This is a genomic window from Amycolatopsis sp. CFH S0740, assembly GCF_004522315.1.
GTDB lineage: Bacteria > Actinomycetota > Actinomycetes > Mycobacteriales > Pseudonocardiaceae > Amycolatopsis > Amycolatopsis nivea.
The window spans coordinates 142,990-160,880 of the sequence record NZ_SDLS01000012.1; the positions used below are offsets into that span (position 1 = coordinate 142,990).

Consider the following 17,891-nt stretch of genomic DNA (forward strand, 5'->3'; position numbering starts at 1 on the left):
GACATCTCAGGTTGTTAGAAGTCAAGCCGTGTGGGCTGGAGGAGGTGGGAAGGCTTGGTGTTCGTCGTAGAGGCGGTCCGTCTGCAGGCAGTGGTGGAGTTGTCCGAGGAATTTGTTGAACAGGTGGCGTTGGGCTTGGTGGTTCCAGTCTCCGGCGGCGCGGCGGGTGTCGAAGTGGCGTCGTGCGCCGGGGCTGGCTCGCAGCGAGGCGAGCGCCCAGACGGGTCCGACTGCGGCGAGGCGGCGGTTTTTGATGTGGCGGTGCGAGACCACGGTTTTTCGGCCGCTGGCGCGGGTGATCGGTGCGGATCCGGCGTAGGCCTTCAGTCCGCGGGGATCGGTGAAGCGGGTGCGGTCGTCTCCGATTTCGGCGAGCACCCGGGCGCCGGCCAGCAGTCCGAGGCCGGGGAAGCTGGTGATGATCGTGGCGTCCGGGTGCCGTGGAGGCGGTCGACGTCGGCATCGACGTTGCGGCGGCGTCCGGCCTTGGTCAGCAGTGTCCGCAGCCGGGCGCGGGTCAGTGTCGCTGCGAGCGCGGGTGTCGGGGCGGCGGCGAGGACGGTGCGGGCGTCGCGGCGGGCCAGGCCGCCCTCGGGCTGTCCGGCGAACGCTTCCAGCGCCGCGGGGTAGAACTCCTTGAGCAGCGACCGGAGCTGGTTGCCCAGCTGCTGGCGGGCCCAGACCGCGTCCTGTTGCGCTCGTGCCAGCACCCGCACCGCTTGGGCCAGTTCGGTGTCGGCCGGCAGCGGTCGGTGCGCGGCCGCGTCGGTGCGCACGATGTTGGCCAGCAGCGCGGCGTCCGCGGCGTCGGACTTCGCGCCCGACACCTGGTGCCGGGCCCGGTAGCGCGATGCCGAGAGGGGGTTGATCGCGTAAATGGTGCGGCCGGTGGAGCGCAGCGCGGCGACGAGCAGCCCGTGGTCGGTTTCGATGCCGACCGGGATCTGCGCGTCGGCGGTGTCTCCGGCCTCGGCGAGCAGGTCGAGCAGCCGGGCGAACCCGGTGGCGTCGTCGCCGATGCGGGCTTTGGCGATCACGGTTGCGGTGTCGTCGATGATGGCGACGTCGTGGTGGGATTCGGCCCAGTCGATGCCGCAGAACAGTGTCAAACCGTCACGTTTCCTTTCCTGTTGCTGCTGCTCACGGGTCCAGGCGGGGTCACGCAGCGCCCTAATCGCGGGACTCGGCGGTCCGTCATCTCAGTAGCCGTTCGTGACTCCAGCACACCGCAGGGTCCTCGTTCTGTCGAAGAGCTCGAAGCTCGGGAACACATCGAGAGGTCACCTCCTGCGGCGGACTCGGGCCACGACATCCCACCACCACGATCACCAGTCCACCGGCGGACGCGCCGTTCTTTCACAAGTCGTCGAACGACGGGAACCCACAGGCGTCGCCCGCCGGCGGACCAGCACCAACCGACCCGGTCACGAGCCGGAAGAACTATCCCTACTACCGATTAGGAACGCCCATGTCCGCCACCGTTACGCCGACAACCGACCACACGCCCGGGGTCCACCCGTGCGGGGCGCCCCTGCCGGACCGTGACCGGCCCCAGGACGACGGGAACGGCGGGTGGGTGTGTGACGGGTTCACCGAGCCGCGCCCGACCGAGGCCCGCGCGGCGCCACGCGTGGAGCGGGGTGATGTGGTGCCCGGTGGCTTGATCGTGGTCGCGGTCGAGTCCGTCGGCCCCGGCAGCGTGGAGGGCTGCTGGGATTGCGGACGCGCCCTGGTCGGGGGCGAGGTGGTGGTGCGGGTGTGCGAGCTGGCCGCGCCGGAGGAGCGCTACGTCCTGCACCGGCACTGCGTCGAGCTGCGCTACCAGGACCGGCCCCGCTACGTGCCCGTGCGCGAGCACGACGAGGCCCTTGTCCGGGTCGGCAGGGCGATGGATGCCCTCGCCGAGCTGAACGTCCCCGGAGGTGAGTTCGAGGGGCTGATCGACGAGCTGGCCGACGCCTTCGGCGCGCTGCGCGCCCTCGTCGAAAGCTGACACAGCGTGATCGTGTATCGGGCAACGCGGACACACCTGGAGTCCACATTAGACGGTGGACTCCAGGTGTGTTCGTGCGTGCCCTCGCCCTGGCGAGCTGCTGCCCCGGCCCTGGCCACGGGTCTTGTGCCGGGTGTCGCTTGAAACGTTGCTGCCCCGGTGGCCAGGGGTGGGCCGTCGGGGCAGCAACGCGCGCCGTTTAGGCGGTCCAGGTGAAGGTCGCAGGGGTGTCGCCGTCGTCGGCCGGGGTGATGGTGATCGTCCACTCCCAGTCGCACCCTACGCGGCCGGGCAGCTTGCGGTTGTCGTAGCGGCGCCCGCACCGCATTTTCAACGGCCGGTCGGGCACCAGCCAGTGGTAGGCCAGCAGGGCGACGTCGACCCAGGTTCGGCACCCGCAGCACGGGTAGGTCAGCACGGCGTAGCGGATCCTGTTGCGGCGCAGGAGAACGGCGGGCTCGGTGGTGGTGTCGCCACGCCGGCAGGTGCGGCGGGTCACCGCTGCTACCCTCGTTCGACGGTCGCGTGGGTGATCCACGCGGAACGGATGTCCTCGACCAGCCGACCGGTCTCGCGGTCGTGCACGCTGATCAGCGACCCGATTCCGATCACCGGCCCGGACACCCGGCGCGGCACGTCGGCGGCGCCGGTGGGCCGTGGGAATCATGGCGACGACGGCGAGTTCGTCGCTGCGGTCGGTGCCGCGGTGGGCCGCCCGCAACAGGGGCAGCGGGTAGGGCGGGTTGGCCTGCATGGGAAGTCCCTCCTTCGACGGGGTATCGATCGGAATGCCGGACCGGGGCGCCGCCGGGTAGTCGGCGGCGCCCCGGTCCGAGTGGTGGGTCAGTCGGTGGCGAGCTGGTAGCGGCGCGGCTCTTCCTGGGTCAGTACGACCACGCCGTTCTCGGTGAGCTTGTCCAGCGCGTTGCGCACCGCCCCGGAGGATCGGCCCAGCTTGCGGCCGATCTCGCCCGCGGTGTAGGCGTTGTCGCGTCGATCCGGCTCGGACAGGAAGTCCTCGGCCAGGCCGTGCAGCGCGCCCTTGGGCAGCCTGCCGGTCGGCGGGGCGTCGGTGACCGACTTCGCCGTAGTGGCCTTGATTTCGGCGGTGTCGGCCTTCTTGCGCCGCGGCGCGGTCGTGTCGCGCTTGCGGGGCTTCGGGCTGTCCTCGACCGGCTCCGGCGGCGCCCAGCGAGCGGCGGCCTTGCGCCCGCCGTCGTCCTCGTCGGCCAGCCGCACGGCCTGCCCGTCGGTGGCAAAGACCGCGAGGAGCTTGGTCGCGGTCGATCCGCCGATGCCTGCCAGCTCGGCCAGCTCGCGGGCGGTCTTGCCCGGGTTGCGGCGCAGCGCGGTGCGCAGCTTGTCCGCGGCCGACGGGCCGCTGCTGCCGTTCGCGGTGGCCTTCGCCGCAGCGGTGGCCTTCGTCGTCTTCGGGGTCTTGGTGGTCTTGGTGGTGCGTGGCATGACGATGCACTCCCTTGAATCGGGTGTTGGGTTGTGGATGGTCATGCCCCCGGGGGCTGTAGCCCTCCGGCGCGCTACCGGGGTCGTTCGGGCTACGCGTCCATCAACGCTCGATCCCCGGGCGAAGTCAACGGGTCCGTCCAAACAAGACGCGCGTCTTTTTGTGTCGGCCGATTCCCGTTGTGCCGCTTGACATTCCGGCGCGAGTCGAGCGTCCATGTGGGCGCGCGGGAACCCGCGCAACACCCCCAAGGAAAGGACACCGCAACCATGTTGGACACCGACCCCGCGACCGCGAGCGAGCGGACCGATGGGGACTACGTGATCGGCGACCACTACGACGACACGGCGACCCTGCCGCTGCCCGACGTGGCCAAACGGCTCGAACGCGACATCCTCGACGTCCAGGGCGATGACATGATCGTCCGCGAGGCCGAATTCGAGGTCGCGGCCGACGAATCCGGCCCGCAGGGCGTCGTGCGCGTCGCGGTGTCCGGGCTGGCGACACCGCCCGCGCGCACCGGGGCCGGTAGCGACGTCATCCGCGACACGATCAGGGTCGTGTTCGAGCTGGCTAGCAACTACAACCGGGTCGAGCTGCTGCGGCCCGAACGGTGCCGGTTCCTCCTCACGGTCGACGTCATGTCGGACTCCGGCGCCGTTGTCGGCGGGTTCATCGGAACGATGCGTTTCCACGATTGGTGACCCGTCGCCGCGTGCCGGTGGTCGCCGTTCGAGACGAACGGCGACCACCGGCACCTACGGCCCGCGGTTCGTTGCGGCGCTTGACATTCCACGCGGAGTCGAGCGTCCATCCGGTGGCCGGAACGCCCCGGCAACACCACGACACGGAAGGAACGCCGACCCATGTATTCGACCCTGTTCGCCACCTTGACGGTGCGCGCCGGCGACTTTGGCGTGCACGGCACGTTCGGCTCGCGCGGTGACGCGGTGGTGGTCGCCGACTGGCTGACCGACGAGGACACCTTCGCACGCCCCCTCGTGTTGCACCCGCCGGACGCCGACCCGCTGACCACCCGCGCCACCGCCGAGATGACCGGCGACGTGATCGAACTGCCCACCCCCGTCGCCTACCTGCTCGCCGCCCACGACACCGACCCGGACACCACGGGCGCGGTCGTGGTGTCGCTGCTGATCGACCCGCCCGCCCGGCGGCTGGCGCTGTTCGTCGGCCCGTTCGCCGACGCCGCCCAGGCGCGGGCCTGGATCGCCGAGGCAGCGGGTGCCTCGCGGTCGGGCACGTACCGGGCCGGGTTGCGGATTCACCCGCTGCGCCGCGCCGACCTAGCCCCCGTGGCGACCGGGCCGGACACGGCGCCGGGTGCGGCCGAGAGGGTGGCCTGACATGACCGTCCGGCTGGAGGTCGCCCCTCCCGCACCCGTACGGGCAGAGGGCGCGCGACGTCTCACGGACCTACGAGTCACCGAAGCGCTGGCCCGCGAGGCCGCGGTGCTGATCGCCGACGGCACCCTGCAGGCGGTCCCGATGCGGATGCCGCCCGGTGCCTGGGCGATGCTGATCACCGCCGCGGACCGGTGGGCCGCCAGCGGCGAAGTCGTGTTGTTCGCCGGGGAATGGTGCGAGCACGAGTACCCGGCATCGGGGTGCGACGGTGACCTCGTCCTCCGGCTGGCCCCGCCCGCGGCGACCGAGGTGGCCGATGCCGACGACGACGCGGTGGCCGTGCGGCTCGCGCTGGCCGACCACGGCCGGTGGATGCCCGCGGGAACGTGGCCTCGCCTCGGTCGCGACTGGCCCGCCGTGGTGGCGCCTACCGCTGCCGCCATCATGGGCAGCTACCTCGACGCCGCCGAAGGCGATCCGCCCGCGCCACGGCCGGTGCGGGTATTCGGCAACCGGCCGGTGGGGCGCGTCGGTGTGCGTGACCTGCTCGCCGCGGGCCTACTGGGCACCGGTGACGAGCTGATCTACCGGCGGCCCGGTCTCGGGGTGCACCGCACCGGCCAGGTGACCGCGCAGGGCATGCTGCGCTTGGACGACGGTCGCCTGTTCACCACGCCCTCGGCCGCGACCACCGCGCTGGGCAGCCCGCACCAGAACGGGTGGGCCTTCTGGTGCCGCACTCGCGACGGCCGCACCCTTCTCGATCTCCGCAACGAATACAAGTCCACTATGGACGGACGCCATGCTGCGGGATGAGGTGCCCCGCATGACCCCGGGCGCGGCCTGCCGAGTGTCCACACCGGACGCGAAGCAGGCCGTGCTCGCCACCTTCCACCATCCGCACTGGACCGCACCGGCTCGTGACGAACCCGGCCTGCTCCGCCATCGCCGCCACGACTGCGAATTACGGGTGCGTGCCTCCGACGGCGTGGTGTGCTACGTCGCGTTCCACACCAAAAGCGAACCCGCCAGCCCCCGCCCGGCGCGCATACGGGCCGCACCGGCGCGCCGCCGCAGACGCGGCGGCGCCGGAACCATATGGCCCACCACCTGGCGCGAACTCCGCACCCGGCTGCGGGCAGCCGGATGCGGGTTGGCGCGCCGTGGAAAGCACTGGCACGTCGCGTTGCCCGGCGGTCAAACCTATACCCTCCCGTGTACCGCGTCCGATCACCGCGCCCTGCGCAACGCCGCCCACGAGCTGGCCGGACTCGGCGTTGACCTTCGCCGCCGGGACGAACATCGCCAACGGCGCGAGACAGCGTGACCTGGTCCCGGCCGGATCGCGGATGCTCATCGAACGCCTGGAGCTTGCCGTCTCGCCTACGGGGCACACAGCGGTGGGCCATTCTGCTGCCGGTAGAAAGCGACCGGGTCGACGGGTTGCCCGCCGGGCTCGACTTGGAAGTGCAGGTGCGGACCGGTGGACTCGCCTTGGTTGCCGACCTCGGCGATCGGCTGTCCAGGTTGGACGGGCTGGCCGACGGCGACGAGGTTGCGGTTGTTGTGCCCGTAGGTCGTGATCACACCCCCGGCGTGTTCGATGCGGATCCAGAGGCCGTAGCCGCTGGCGGGGCCGGAGGCGATGACGCGCCCGCCGCTGGCGGCCACGATCGGGGTGCCGATCGGCGCGGCGATGTCCTGCCCGCGGTGGAATTCCCCGCCCCGTGGCCCGAATCCCGAGGTGCAACGCCCCGCGGTCGGCGCGACCCAGCCTCCGCTGTTCGGCGCGGTGGGGGCGCAGGCCACTCCGGTCAGCGCGCCGACGATCTGCCGCGCGGCCTGCTCGTTGTTGGCGTACCGGTCGGGGAAGCCGGAGCGTTGCACGGCTTGCGCGGCGGGGGCGAGGCCCATCTGTTGCCAGTTCGGCAAGGCTAGCAGGTGCTTGTAGAACTGGCTGGCGGCGTAGGTGGGGTCGGTGACTTGTTGCGGGCTGCCCCAGCCCATCGAGGGGCGCTGCTGGAACAGCCCCAGGGAGTCCCGGTCTCCGTAGTTCAGGTTATGCAGTTGGGACTCGGTGACCGCCGTAGCGACCGCGATCACCCACCCATACTCGGGAACCTGCATCTGTTTGCCGACGGCGACGATGGTGGCGGCGTTGGCCATCTGGTCGGGGCCGTACCCGGCGGCCACGCTGCCGGTCGGTGCGCCGGTAGTCGTGCAGGCGATGACCCCGCTTGGGCCGCCGCTGGCCCCGTCGGTGCCCAGGACCGCGCCGAGGGTAGCGGAGAGCAGCAGTACCGGCGCGAGCGTCACGCAGCCCGCGGTCACGGCGATTTTCACGCTGGCTTTCACGCGGCCCTCCTCATCTGTCGGCGCGGGTGTGGGCGAGGTCGGCCAGGCGGTGGCGCTGGCGGGCGTGCAACGGCAGCCAGACCGGCCCGGCCGGGGTGCGTAGGTCGGCGGCGCTGGCAGTGGCGATGCGCCAGCCGACGTCCCCGTCGGCCAGTGCGGGTCCGGTGTGGTCGGCCGCAGCCAGCCGTTCACGCAGATTCGCCTCGCGGGCGGGCGAGTGGAGTCCGAACAGCACCCAGAACCCCTGGCGTTGCTGGGTTTTCCGCGCCGGGCGCGGGCCGCCCGCGCGGGCGAGCTCGGCGTAGCCGTCGAGTTTGTCGATCACGCGGGTAAGTGGTTCGGTGCCGGTGTCGTGCTCGTAGCAGGCCACGAGCTGGACGCCGTGCTCGCGGTAGACAATCAAGGCGTCGGGACGGGCCAGCCCGCCGCAATCGGCGATGGCGGACCGTTCGCCATGCCACAGCCGCAGCTCGGCGTCCTCGCTGCTGTGGGCGTGCGCGGCGAGTGCGGCGACGACGTCGTTGATGCCGAGCAGATGATTGAGGCGGGGGTCGGTGGCCAGGCGCAGCACCTGTTCGCGGACGCTGCTCGGTCGGGGCGGGGCGAGCCCGCGCATGGCGGCGAGCACGCCGTGCCCGGCGACGCCGAGGGTGTAGCGCCAGCCGGTGAGCGCCCCGTTCGCGGCGGGGTGGCGGAACCGATCGAGCACGTGCCAGTGCCACAAAGCGAGCAGGCGCCGCTGTGCCCGGTTGAGGTTCGGATAGGGCAACAGGTCGGCGATCTGGCCGCTGGTGAGCACACGGTGCTCGTCCAATAGCCGCAGCAGGGTCCGGTCCCGTTCGGTGAGTCGGGAGGCCAGCTCGACCGGGTCGGCGATTCCGCCGCGGTGGCGTATCCGGCGGCGCGCCAGAGGGCTCGTCTGGGGCGTGTTTTTGTTGTCAGGCATAGGAATCCTCCAGTAACGGCCTGCGGGGTGACGACCAGTGCACCCGTGGGGATGTGTCAGTCGAGGTCGCCGTCGAGATCGACCTCGCTGTTTTCGTGCGGGGCGCGGGTGGCGAAGGTGCGGCGGCTGCGAGCGCGGTCGCGGGTGGCCCGGTCGATGCCGTGCGCGCGGGCCGCGGCGCGCAACTCGTCGGCCCGCCCGTCGATCACCGAGGGCGGTGGCAGGGTGCGCAGCGTGAAGCCGGTGCTGTCGCGGTTGTCGACCGACAACCGGCACGCGGCCTGGAACTTGGCCAGCCGGGCGAGATCGCCCGCGTCCAGGTGCGGGCCGACATGCGCGGCCAAATGCCGCGCGTCGTCCGGGCTCACGCCGAAGAACAGCTTGTTGCGGGCGTTGGCGTCCAGCGCCTTGGCCACGGCGGGGGTGAGTTGGTCGAGGTGCTGGTGGGCGAGGACCCAGCCGACGTGGTAGCCGCGGGATTCGGCCAGCGCATCCTCGAGCGGGGTGGGCAGGTTGAGAAAGTTCTGCGCCTCGTCGATCAAGATGGTGGCATCGGCGCGGGTGTGCTCGGGCTGGTGCGAGCGCCCGATGGCGGCCTGCCACAGCGACGCCACCAGCAGCGACCCGACCAAACGAGCGGAATCTTCGCCGAGCTCGCCCTTGGGCAGGCGGGCAAGCAGGATGCCGCCGTCGAGCACATCGGCCGGATCAAACGAGCTGGTCGCGGTGCCGTAGAGGTCGGCGACGAACCGGCGGGCGGTGACCGCGCGCAGCTTGGACAACACCGGACCCGCCTGCTGGGCCGCGGCTGAGGGGGTGAGCTTGTCGTAGGCGCTCCAGAAGGCCCCGATCCCGGTCGGGTCTTCGCGCCGGATACGGCGGGTGGCTTCCTTGCGGAAGCGGGAATTGGTGAGCAGCAGCGGGATGTCGGCCAGCGTGGAGCCGGGCCGCCCGGTGAGGGTGTAGGCCGCGGCGCGCAGGGTGTCCTCGACGCGCGGCCCCCACCAGGCGGAGTAGATGCGGTGCAGCGTGGACACCAGGTGCTCGGCGACGGTCTCGCCACCAAGCCCGGCGGGGTCGAGCACGTTCAGTGCTGCCGGAGCGAGTTCTTCGTCGGGGTCGATGAGCACGAGTCGCTCGCCGGCGTCTTGGGGCATCCGGTCGAGCAGGTCACGGATGAGGTCACCGCGGGGCTCGATCACGGCGACTCCGCGTCCGGCCTCGATGTCGGCGAGCGCGAGGTGCAGCAGCTCGGTCGACTTACCTTTCCCCGTGGTGCCCGCGATGTGCAAGTGGTGGCGGGCATCGACCACGGGCAGCACGACCTGGCGGGCTGGCCCGGCGTCGGTGACACCGAGCGGTTTCGGCGTCCGGCGGCGGCGGTCATCAGCCGGGCGCAGCGTGAGCCGCGCCGGACCAGCCACCGCCGCGTCCGAGCTTCGGGGCGTGGATGCGAGCTTCTTGGTGGTGGGCAACGACAACCCCCTTTCGCTGCGGGCAGTCAGAGGCGGCGGGTGGTGTGCGGCGGTGCGGGCACACTGCGCGCCTGGCCGCTGGCCAGCGCATCGGTGCGGGCAGGCAGGTGCGCCAAAGCGGCCAACTCCCCAGCGGACAGCAGCGCCCCGCGGCGCAACCGCCGCCCCTCGACCACGACCCGCGGCTTGGGCAAGCGGTGGCGGGCCAGGGCGTTACGCCCCGCCAGCAACGCGAACGCGCCGAACAGCGAGTCAGCGATCCCACGAACTCGTTCAGCGGCCCGCTGCCCGTGATGAGTGGTGGCGACGTAGTACCGCAGCACCACCTCCCACTGCGGCTGCTGCTTCTTCGCCCGAATCTCGCGCAGTTCCTCGGTCTGCTGCGGGTCCAGCCGCCGCGGCGCCCGTTCGCGGGTTCCGTGGGCGGCCGCGGTGGACTTGCTGCCGGTGACGATCTCCATCAACTCGCGCACCAGCACCGACACGAAGCTGGCCAGCGCCGAGCGGCGTCCCGGGCGCCCGGAGTGCAACCAGTCCACCGTGCGCCGGTAGCGGCGCAACCTGCGTCCGACCGCGGGCCGGGCCAGGATCTGCACCACCGCCGACTCGCCCTCGGCGAGCTGCCCGGTCACCGCTTCCAGCGCCCGCAACGGATCGGCGGACTCGTCGCGCGGGTCGGGGACGCGCAGCGGCAGATGCTCGGGCCGCTCCGGGCGCACCGTGCCCCCGGTCACCACCAGCCCCGTCCGGCCCGCAGGTGCCGACTCGCCGTCCTGCGCGGACCGGGAGGTGGTGGGGTCGTCGTCGAGGACGAGGGTGCCGGGCCAGGCGGCGCGCAGCGCGGCATCGATCCGGGCGGTCGGCACTGGCCCCGGCAGCCACAGCCGGACGGCGAGATCCTCGCCCGCGGTGAGGTGGTATTCGACGGCCAGGTGCGGCACCCCGGCGACGAGTCGTTTCCAGCGGGGTGGGGCGAGGCCGGGCAGGTCCCACCACAACCGGCGCGCCCCGGCCACCGCGGCGGCGGGGTCGAGTCCCGCTGGGGGCAGCACGGTCACCACCCGCGCCCCGGCGTACCAGCGGCACCGCGCCGCGCGCCGCAGCCTCGCCAGCACGGCGAGGCAGGCGGCGGCGAGGACGGCGAGCACAATCAGCCACGCGAGGTGCTGCTGTATCCAGGCGTAGGCGCGTTCGGCGGCTGTGGTGAGCGTGTCGGCGATCCCGGACATCGGGTTGGTGATCGAGGCGAGAGTGTTCGAGGGTGTGCTCATGGTGCGAGGTCGTCCTCTTCGTCGGTCGAGATTCCTGACAGGAACTCCGGGTCAGTCGTGATCAGCTCGTCCTCGGCGTCGGAAGCCAAGGCGTGGAAGGCAACCCGATTCGTGCCGGAGACCAGGAGCGCTTCGCCCGGCCCCGCGGCCAGCAGATATGCGCGTTCCCCATCGCTGAGGCGGAAGGCGTCGGCGATGGTGTCGATGGCCTGGGTGGACTGTCGCAACAGCACCTGAGTGGAGGCATTGCTGACGATCGCCTTGCCCAAGTCGCTGGAGAGGACGTCTCCGGCGTCCTGGGAGACGAACGCCAGCCCGGCCCAGTACTTGCGCGCCGATTTCGCCAGCCGGTACAGGAACTTCGCGGCTTCGGGCTGGTGCATCAGCAACCACGCCTCGTCCACCACAACCAGGCGGCGGCGCCGGTGGTGCGGATCGAGCACGCGCCGCCACACCGCATCCAGCGCGATCAGCGTGCCGACGGACTTGAGCTCGTCGGGCAGGTCCCGCAACGAGATCGCTACCAGATGACCGTCCGGCGAGCGCGTGGTTGGCCCGTCGAACAGCCCGGAGAACGACCCCGACACATACGGCGTGAGCCGCGCTGCCAGGTCGGTTCCGGTCGGGTCGCCGGTCTCAGTGCTGTCGTCGTCGAGGGCGTCGGCGAGGTTGGACAGCAGCGGCGCGGGCCGGGACCAGGTGCGGCGGTCGGCGGTGATGCCGACCCGGGTGTAGGTGGCGGTGACCGCGCGGTCGAGCACCGCGCGCTCCTGCGGCGTCAACGGCTCGCCGAGCATGACGGCGAGCAGGGTGTGGAGAAACAGTGACCGGCGGGTCAACGCGTCCGGGATCCGTTGCGCCCCGGGGGGAAGGTCGAAGGGGTTCAGCCGAACGTCGGGTGCGCCAAGGTGGAGATAGGTGCCGCCGACCGCGTCGGTCAGGCGCTGGTACTCGTCTTCGGGGTCGATGACGAACACCTGCACCCCGACCTCGCCCTCCGGTGTGGGCCGGTGCGGATCCGGATAGAGGCTGCGCAGGGCTTCGAGCTTGGTGAAGTACGACTTCCCCGCACCAGAACGCGCCAAGGTGACCGAGTTGTAGTTGTCCTGGCCCCAGCGGTCCCACAACACCAACCCGTTCGAGCTCGCGTTGACGCCGTACAACCGGCCGGTGAGCGGGGCGTGCGGCGACGGGTCCGCGGCGGGCAAATCCGGGGACGTGAACGGGAAGCTCGCGGCGAGGGCGGGGGTGTCGAGGGTGCGGCGCATCCCCAGCAGGTCCACCCCGAGCGGCAGGGTGGAGGTCCAGCCCTGCACCGACCGCCACGCCGCAGGTTGCGCGTCCAGCAGCAGCGAGGACGCCAGCGACCGCACCTCATCGACCTCGGCGTCGAGATCCTCACGTGTGGGGGCGTGCACCGTTAGGTACAGCCCGACCCGGAACAGCTTGATTTCGCCGCGGGCGAGGGCGATGGCCATGTCTGCGGCGTCCGCGGCGGCGGCCTCGGTCTCAGGATCGTCCAGCTTGCCATTTTCGGCACGAGAATTCCGGGTCGAGTTCAAGCGGCCCCGTTGTTTGCGTAGCCGTGTGGCTGCGGTGGCGGGGTGGAGCGGATCGATGTGCAGTGCGACGTCGAGTCGTCCGGGGTAGGACAGGAGAGGCTCGAGCCACCCGGCGCCAACTTCGGCCGGGTAGCCGGTGACCGCGAGGGTGGCGGTGTAGCCGTCGCCCACACGCAGCCACCGCGGCCCGACCTCCACCCCGTCCGGCCCGGCAACCGCACCCACACCGGCCGCGGTCGAGCCGGACGACGGTGGACGACCGAGCGCGCGACGGGCGGCGCGGCGCAGCAGGGCGAGCGTGCTCTGTGAACTCATCGCTGTTAGACCTCCACGTCCTCGGCCGCCTCCGCGGCGGTACCGGTGTCGGCGGCGTAGCGCACGGCGGGGTGGCGTAGGTCGGGGTGGGCGGTGACTACGCCGGAGGCGGTGCCTGCGCGGGTGGCCTGGGGACCGCCGTTGGGGTCAGCGGCAGCACCGAGCACCGCATGGGCCTGGGCACCGTCGAGCGGGGCGACCACGACCTCGCAGCCCCGCAACGCACGGGCTGCTTCCTGCGCGCGCCGCGCCACGGCCTGCGCGGCGCTCGTGTCGCGCCCGTGCCGTCCGGTGGCCGGGTGGCGGAGGACGACCGTGACGTGGCGGCGCAACAGATCCCGGCTGGCCGATAACTCGCGCAGGAACTCCACGTGCCTCAAGCACGCCGATTCCAGCGCGGGGTGTGGAAGTCCGCCGGCCTCGTCGGCGAGCGCATCGAGATACGGGTCGAGGTCGAGGCGCTGGGCGCGGACCACGATCTGCACCGGACCGGAGAGGCTGTGCAGCCAGCGGGAGAAGCCGCCGATGAGCGCGTTCTGTTCCCCGGCGGTGCGCAGCCCGAAGTTCACCGTGGAGCAGGCCGCGGCGTGCGCGGTGCCATGCTGCGGACCGAGGTCGATCGCGCCCTCGGCCGAGATCGCCTCCGCTGGAAGCCGCAGCGGCGCGGGCAGCGGCCCGGCCTTCGCCGCGACCCAGGCGGGCGCGTCGGGCACGGTGTCGCCGCGCACGCTGTCGGCGGGAACCAGCCGCTTCGGACTGCGCTGCTGCTTGAGCGCGGCGAGCAGCCACGCATCCAAGGTGAGGCCGTCCCGGCGCACGGTCGCCAGAGCGAACGCGAGCCCGGCGATCGGGATCGCCACCGCGGCGAACACCACCGGCGACACCACGGTGTGCGTGGACTGGTACAGCCCCCACAACAGCAGCCCGGTCACACCGAGGATCGCGGCCTGCCGCGCCGTCAGACCGAACACGATCTTGTCCGGCTTCTCCACATCGGCGGGCACCCGCGCCGACATCGGTACGTCCTCATCGCTGCGCATCAGCGACCTCCCTTCTTCGGAGTGCGTGGTGTGGGTTTCGCCGCTCCGGCGCGCGGCGCGCCCGGCTGTTGTCGTGCCGCACCGGTGCCCGTGCCTGTGCCTGCGCGTGCGCGTGCGCCTCGGCGTGCCGCGCTCGGGGTGGAGGGTGCGGTGCCGGGGGCTTGGAACGTGGGCGCGTGCACGTGGGGCGACGAGTTCCGCCGAGCCGCCGAGACCGCGCCGGTGCTGCGCGCCTGCGCGCGGGGCATGGTCCGGTCGCGGGCTTGACTCGCGGTTGCTGGGCGCGGTGCCCGCGAACCTGCCGACCGCGCTCCCGCCGCGGTGGCGGAGCGGCGTCGGGAGTCCGGCGAGCCCCAGCGGGTGGACTCGATCGGCGGTGCCACGCTCGCCGCGGACGGCGTGGTCGACATCGGCGCGGGCACATACGCGCCGGACTTCGGAGTGAATCCGCCGTCGCTGAGCGGCTGCTTGCGGTCGCGGGCGGCAGCCCGCGCGTCGCGGGCGGCAGCCCGCGCGTCGCGGGCCATGCGGGCGGGCGCTGCCCAGGCACGGGCGGCACGTTCCCGTGCCGCCCGTGCGGCACCGTGGGCCATCCGCTGCGCACCCGCACCGAACGCCGCACCTGCGCGGCGACGGGGCGCCGCACCGCCCGGACGCGGGCCGCCGGTCGGGCCACGACCCCGCGGCCGTGCTGACGCGCCACCAGAACCACGACGCCCGGCCCGGCGGGCGGCAGCGGCACCCGCTCCCTTGCCGACGCCGAGCATCCCGAGGCCCTTGGCGAGCAGCGCGTACTTGACGATCGAGGCGACCTGCGAGCGCCCGCCGAGGCCAACCTGCTGCATCACCCAGGACGGGATCTTGATCAGGATGAACAGCAGCACGACCGAAATGACCAGATTCATCAGCCCGCCCGACACACCGAGCAGTTGGCTGGAGCCGGGGCCGGAGGTGCCCTGGACGAAGAACACCTTCACGAACACGATCAGCGTGATCGCTTGCAGGATCTGGATCGCCAGGACGCCGAACAGCGCGCGCCACCAGAGCTTGGCGATGCCCTCGGTGTACGGGGAGGAGTGGCAGACCAAGGCGAGTGGCCCGGCCACGACGATGACGATCGTGATGGTCAGCCGCAGCACATAGAGCGCGAGCAGCACCACGGCCAGGATCAGCACGACGAGGGCGACCAGGATCATGAAGATCCCGCCCTGTTCGAGCTGGCGGTGGATCTCGTCTTTCACCCCGGTGGTGATGCCGGCGGAGGAGTCGCCGGCCAGGATGCCGGTCGCGATCCCGTTGACGAAGCTGAGCGCGAGTCCGATCAGCGACAGCGAGGCGTTGACCGCGATGAAGCCGACCACGATCCGTGGCAGCGTCTCCTTCAACGTCACCCGGGTCTGCAACGTCTCGTGCGAGGCCACGACGATCCCGCCGACGACCACGAACAAGATGAACAGCGAGTTCGCCACCCAGCGAGTGATGTCCCACAACTGCGAGATCTGCGGATTGCCCGCCAGATCCGGGGTAGTCATCGAGGTCCGGCCGACCAGGTCCAGAACCGGGTCCATCGCCGAGGTGACCAGGTTGGTGAACCACTTGTTGATCGCCTGCCCGGCTTTGCACACGATGTCGAGCCACCCGCAGTCGGTCGAGCCGGACTGTGGCTTTGGCCCCTCCTGCGGCGGAGGCGGAGGCGCCACTGGATGGTTCGGGTCGACCATGATCGGCGGCGGCTGCGCCGAGTTCGACGGCGGTGGCGGCGACGGGTTCCAGGGCTGCGGCGGTTGCCCCGGCTTCGGCAACGGCGGCAATTCTCTCGGCCAGCCCGAGTCCGGGTTCGTTGGCAACGGCATCGGCGGCTGCGCCGAGTCCGGCACTGCCACAGGAGGTACGGACGCGGCCTTCGGTGCCGTCGGGAACCGGAGTTCCGGTCCGGGGGCGGACCCCGTGGGCAGCGGCAACGGGGGCGGCTGCGCGTGCGCCTGTCCGGCAGCGACACCCAGAAGGGCCGCGACGAATGCGCACACCAGCCCCGCCAGGACCGCGACGCGCAGCCGTGCGGCATCCCGCCGCGCCCCCTGCCGACGCACAGGGGTGGTTGAGGTGATGGGCGTCGACATGGGTCAGCCCACCAAGCCCTGGAGGATGTTGACGATGAGCGGCGCGAGCATCGCCAGGCCGTAGCCGATCGCCGCGTTGCGCAGGCTCTTCTTCGCCCGCTCGACCTCGCCCGGGTCGCCGTCCGCGGCCAGGTAGCGGACGCCGCCGATCGTCAGGAAGAGGGTGGCCAGACCGACCAGCAGACCGATCAGGAAGTTCCGCAGGTTCGTGATGACCTGATCCAGCGACCCAGGTGGCGCGGCGACGACGAGCGGGTCGGCCGACGCTGGGGTGGCGGCGACGAGTAGCACCGCGAGGACGGCGCCGAGGAGGGTGACGGTGTGTGGCTTGCGTGAGTGCGTGCCGCGCGGGTGGCGCGGTGATCGAAGAGACATCCAGGTTCCCTCCCGAGGACACCGGTGGCGGGTGGGCGAGGTGGATGCGAGGGGAATCAGGGAGCCGGTCACCGGCCCAGCGGCCTGCTGTGCCCAGCGGATGCGGCGGTGGCGGGCACCTGCCGCGGTGCACGTCTGCCCGGTTCTCGACCTGATTCCCCTCACACCGCTCTAAAGCGAGGGTTAGGCCGACTTTTTGCAGACGGATTTCGACTTCTTTTGCGGGCGCTCGGCACCGAGCCAGGAAATGAGCGCGGACTCGGCCCTTTCGCGGGCGCGAAACACGCGGAAATACGACTCGCCCAAAGATTCGGCGGCCTCGTGGACGTGCATTCCGTCCAGCCGCGTCGAGGCGATCAGAGACGCTTCGGTCTCGGTGAGGACCCCGTCGCGCATCGCCTCGGCGAGCACCAGATCCTCGTGCCCACGGTCGGGCTGGCGTGGTTCGAATGACCCCCACCGCGACACCGTGCGGGCGGCGTAGTCCCACTCCGCCGCGCGCAACTTTGCCCCGGCGCGCTGGGCCGCCCACACCAACCGCGGCCCCAGCGCCCCCGCGTCCGGATCGATCTCCTTGAGCCGGGCGGTGAACCCGGCGAGTATCTCCGCGTCGATGTCCTCGACGTCGCCGGTGTAGCCGGTCGCCAGCTCCCCGGCGGCCTTGCGCAACCCGGGCATCGCGACGCCGACCGCGCCGATGACCCACACCGGATCGGAGGTCTGTGCGGCGAGCACCAACTGCCGCCACACCGCCTCCCGGGCGGCCTCGGTGGTCGTCCGATCCAGCAGCACGTTGCGCAACTCGACCAACGGCACGCGCCGCCGCGGCAGCCCGCGCCCGATCCGCGCGCAGTCGACGGCGAGCGGCTCCGGGCCGGTGCACAACAGACGGAACGCCGACTCCGCGGCGTCCATCGCCGAGACGGCCTCCACCGGCTCGGCGCTGGTGTCACGATCGCGGTAGTGGGTACGGGACGGTTGCGGGCGGTGGGCACCCGGGCGCATGGACGGCATCGCAGGACTCCCTTGTGTGAGCCGATCCGCGGGAAACAGCCGAGCGAATCGGCGTGGTCGATGACGCCGTCCATGCCGCCGGAGACCGCTTGCACTTTCCTTCCCTGTTGATCTTGAAAACCGGGGTGCAAGGAAACCGCAAGGGTTCACCCCGACCCGCTATCACCGGTTGCCGATCGGATCCGCGTACCGCTTGACCTGCGGTGCAAGGAATCCGCAAGGGGCCTGCCAAGCCGTCGGCGATCTCGCCGGAAAGTTCTGCAAAAATCTTGACCACCCGGTTGCTGAGCCGCTTGCAGGCTGGTTGCTTGCGCAGGCAGCACGCGGAGCAGGCCGCGGCGAAGTGCGCCGGGGAAGGCCGGACTGGGGGGTGAACGCCGCTGTGAGCGACCGCCCCTGACACCGCACCGTGACCCACGTCGGCAGCGCTCTCGGTGGAGCCGGGTGATTGCTCCAGCAGCACCGGGCAGACACGACGCAGGCGTTCGTCGTGCAGCCGTGCCGCGGCTCGCGCGGCGGTGTGAGTGGGCACCGGAGTCGTGCGTCGCCGCCCTGTCGGCCTCCGAAGTTCGCGGTGGCTCGATCGTGACGAGGC

16 protein-coding genes and 1 pseudogene are annotated in these 17,891 nt (G+C 71.6%); 5 read left to right on the top strand and 12 right to left on the bottom strand.

Features of this window, described 5'->3' with window-relative positions:
- Window positions 1-21: 21 nt before the first annotated feature.
- Window positions 22-1,109 (bottom strand): annotated as a pseudogene (locus tag EIZ45_RS21580) (IS110 family transposase).
- A gap of 539 nt (window positions 1,110-1,648) precedes the next feature.
- Between EIZ45_RS21580 and EIZ45_RS21590 the strand changes: the two are divergent.
- Window positions 1,649-1,993, top strand: a complete 345-nt coding sequence (locus EIZ45_RS21590; RefSeq protein ID WP_134666102.1) for a hypothetical protein — start codon at window positions 1,649-1,651, stop codon at window positions 1,991-1,993.
- Window positions 1,994-2,192: 199 nt separating this feature from the next.
- On the opposite strand, the gene EIZ45_RS21595 is transcribed toward EIZ45_RS21590, so the two are convergent.
- Window positions 2,193-2,492 carry a hypothetical protein gene (locus EIZ45_RS21595; protein ID WP_134666100.1) on the bottom strand — a complete coding sequence of 100 codons (300 nt, stop codon included), beginning with the start codon at window positions 2,490-2,492 and terminating at the stop codon, window positions 2,193-2,195.
- Window positions 2,493-2,836: 344 nt separating this feature from the next.
- A complete protein-coding gene (locus tag EIZ45_RS21600; protein WP_134666098.1) occupies window positions 2,837-3,457 on the bottom strand; it encodes a winged helix-turn-helix domain-containing protein in 621 nt (206 codons plus the stop codon).
- Window positions 3,458-3,727: 270 nt separating this feature from the next.
- Between EIZ45_RS21600 and EIZ45_RS21605 the strand changes: the two genes are divergently transcribed.
- The 4 genes from EIZ45_RS21605 (at window position 3,728) to EIZ45_RS21620 (ending at window position 6,150) form a co-directional block, all read left to right on the top strand.
- Entirely contained in the window at window positions 3,728-4,162 is a 435-nt protein-coding gene (locus EIZ45_RS21605; protein ID WP_134666096.1) for a hypothetical protein, read from the top strand.
- Between the two features lie 162 nt (window positions 4,163-4,324).
- Window positions 4,325-4,822, top strand: a complete 498-nt coding sequence (locus tag EIZ45_RS21610) for a hypothetical protein (RefSeq protein WP_134666094.1) — start codon at window positions 4,325-4,327, stop codon at window positions 4,820-4,822.
- Between the two features lies 1 nt (window position 4,823).
- Window positions 4,824-5,639: a hypothetical protein gene (locus EIZ45_RS21615; protein WP_134666091.1), complete on the top strand. Its 816-nt coding sequence runs from the start codon at window positions 4,824-4,826 to the stop codon at window positions 5,637-5,639.
- Window positions 5,640-5,649: 10 nt separating this feature from the next.
- The gene (locus EIZ45_RS21620) at window positions 5,650-6,150 is read left to right on the top strand and encodes a hypothetical protein (protein WP_134666089.1); all 501 of its coding nucleotides are present in this window, start codon (window positions 5,650-5,652) and stop codon (window positions 6,148-6,150) included.
- A gap of 56 nt (window positions 6,151-6,206) precedes the next feature.
- Here the strand turns inward: EIZ45_RS21620 and EIZ45_RS21625 are convergent, their stop codons facing one another.
- The 9 genes from EIZ45_RS21625 to EIZ45_RS21665 form a co-directional block, all read right to left on the bottom strand.
- Window positions 6,207-7,178 (bottom strand): M23 family metallopeptidase, encoded by a 972-nt coding sequence (locus EIZ45_RS21625; protein WP_134666087.1) that lies wholly within the window; start codon window positions 7,176-7,178, stop codon window positions 6,207-6,209.
- A gap of 10 nt (window positions 7,179-7,188) precedes the next feature.
- A complete protein-coding gene (locus EIZ45_RS21630) occupies window positions 7,189-8,124 on the bottom strand; it encodes a replication-relaxation family protein (RefSeq protein WP_134666084.1) in 936 nt (311 codons plus the stop codon).
- Between the two features lie 56 nt (window positions 8,125-8,180).
- Window positions 8,181-9,599: a type IV secretory system conjugative DNA transfer family protein gene (locus EIZ45_RS21635; RefSeq protein WP_134666082.1), complete on the bottom strand. Its 1,419-nt coding sequence runs from the start codon at window positions 9,597-9,599 to the stop codon at window positions 8,181-8,183.
- Between the two features lie 26 nt (window positions 9,600-9,625).
- Window positions 9,626-10,870: a hypothetical protein gene (locus EIZ45_RS21640; protein ID WP_134666080.1), complete on the bottom strand. Its 1,245-nt coding sequence runs from the start codon at window positions 10,868-10,870 to the stop codon at window positions 9,626-9,628.
- Entirely contained in the window at window positions 10,867-12,747 is a 1,881-nt protein-coding gene (locus EIZ45_RS21645) for a VirB4 family type IV secretion system protein (protein WP_134666078.1), read from the bottom strand. Before EIZ45_RS21645 ends, EIZ45_RS21640 begins: the two co-directional genes overlap by 4 nt.
- Before the next feature lie 5 nt (window positions 12,748-12,752).
- Window positions 12,753-13,787, bottom strand: coding sequence for a PrgI family protein (locus EIZ45_RS21650; RefSeq protein ID WP_205670091.1), 1,035 nt, complete (start codon window positions 13,785-13,787; stop codon window positions 12,753-12,755).
- Window positions 13,787-15,640, bottom strand: coding sequence for a hypothetical protein (locus tag EIZ45_RS21655; protein ID WP_134736066.1), 1,854 nt, complete (start codon window positions 15,638-15,640; stop codon window positions 13,787-13,789). The genes EIZ45_RS21650 and EIZ45_RS21655 overlap by 1 nt, the downstream gene beginning before the upstream one ends.
- A gap of 270 nt (window positions 15,641-15,910) precedes the next feature.
- A complete protein-coding gene (locus EIZ45_RS21660) occupies window positions 15,911-16,282 on the bottom strand; it encodes a pilin (RefSeq protein WP_240690759.1) in 372 nt (123 codons plus the stop codon).
- Window positions 16,283-16,465: 183 nt separating this feature from the next.
- Window positions 16,466-17,296, bottom strand: coding sequence for a hypothetical protein (locus EIZ45_RS21665; protein WP_240690758.1), 831 nt, complete (start codon window positions 17,294-17,296; stop codon window positions 16,466-16,468).
- Window positions 17,297-17,891 lie beyond the last annotated feature (595 nt).